Genomic DNA, 1,481 nt, shown 5'->3' with positions numbered 1-1,481 from the left:
GAGCAATGATCAGAACCTGTGGATGAGCCTCGGCGAGGCGGCGTAGGAAAGGGCGCACCTTCCCGAGGATGATCTGAATGTCGAAGGTCTGATCAAGAGCCGGCGTTGGCGCGCTGGTTCGGGAAGGTACGCCCATGCTCACGGTAGTTCACGATGCGGATTCATCCAACGAGGATGCTGGCTCGTCGCGGTCGTTGCTCGATGAGATTGTCCGCGACGGTGCCCGCCAGATGCTGGCCGCAGCGTTGCGGGCTGAGGTCGCCGCCTACATCGAGGCTCATGCCGGTGAGCTTGATGAGAACGGGCACCGGCTGGTGGTGCGCAATGGCTATCACCGCGAGCGCGAGGTGCTCACCGCGGCGGGCGCGGTGAGTGTGACCGCGCCGCGGGTCAATGACAAACGTGTTGACCCGGACACTGGTGAGCGGCAACGGTTTTCCTCGGCGATCCTGCCGGCGTGGGTGCGCAAGTCGCCGCAGATGACCGAGGTGTTGCCGTTGCTGTATCTGCATGGCTTGTCGACCAGTGATTTCGGTCCGGCGTTGGAGCAGTTCCTGGGCTCGGGTGCCGGCTTGTCGGCCACGACGATCACCCGACTCACCACGCAGTGGCAGGACGAGGCCAAGGCCTTCGAGGCCCGTGATCTGTCGGGCACCGACTACGTCTACCTGTGGGTCGACGGCATCCATCTCAAGGTGCGCCTGGAGCAGGAGAAGCTCTGTTTGCTGGTGATGATCGGTGTGCGCGCTGACGGCCGCAAGGAGCTGGTCGCGCTCACCGACGGGTACCGGGAGTCGGCCGAGTCGTGGGCTGATCTGTTGCGGTCGTGCCGACGTCGCGGGATGACCGCACCGGTGCTGGCCGTCGGCGATGGGGCCCTGGGGTTCTGGAAGGCCGTGCGTGAGGTGTTCCCGGCCACCGGCGAGCAGCGGTGCTGGTTTCACAAGCAGGCCAATGTTCTTGCCTGCCTGCCAAAGTCGGCTCATCCGGGGGCGATCGCGGCGATGCGGGAGATCTACAACGCCGAGGATATCGACCACGCGCAGGTGGCGATCAAGGCGTTCGAGGTGGACTACGGCGCCAAGTACCCCAAGGCGGTCGCCAAGATCGTCGATGACGCCGATGTGCTGCTGGAGTTCTATAAGTACCCGGCCGAGCACTGGGTCCATCTGCGCACTACCAACCCGATCGAATCAACGTTTGCCACGGTACGTTTGAGGACCAAGGTGACCAAGGGGCCGGGTTCACGCGTCGCCGGAATGGCCATGGCTTACAAGCTGATCGACGCCGCGCAAGCCCGCTGGCGAGCCGTCAACGCACCGCACCTGGTCGCTCTGGTCCGGGCCGGCGCGATCTTCCACAAAGGCAAACTGCTCGAGCGACCCACCGACATCACCCCGTCGGCGGACTCGGCACCGACCGAATCAACTGGAACGGAGGTCGCCTGAAACAAGCCGATCCACAGGTATTGACAATTCCTC

The 1,481-nt window shown here is 64.1% G+C and carries 1 protein-coding gene; it reads left to right on the top strand.

Translation table 11 applies throughout. From position 1 onward, the window contains the following. Positions 1-134: 134 nt before the first annotated feature. The gene (locus ACJH6H_RS29670; RefSeq protein WP_052536990.1) at positions 135-1,448 is read left to right on the top strand and encodes an IS256 family transposase; all 1,314 of its coding nucleotides are present in this window, start codon (positions 135-137) and stop codon (positions 1,446-1,448) included. Positions 1,449-1,481 lie beyond the last annotated feature (33 nt).

Origin of the sequence: Mycobacterium sp. SMC-21 (genome assembly GCF_045310825.1) — a bacterium.
GTDB lineage: Bacteria > Actinomycetota > Actinomycetes > Mycobacteriales > Mycobacteriaceae > Mycobacterium.
Note: the sequence above shows the minus strand (reverse complement) of the source record. Positions and strands in the feature narration are given on the sequence as shown.

Excerpts from the sequence above, each read along its gene's own strand:
- ACJH6H_RS29670 (WP_052536990.1), top strand. The coding sequence starts at position 135 with ATGCTCACGGTAGTTCACGATGCGGATTCATCCAACGAGGATGCTGGC.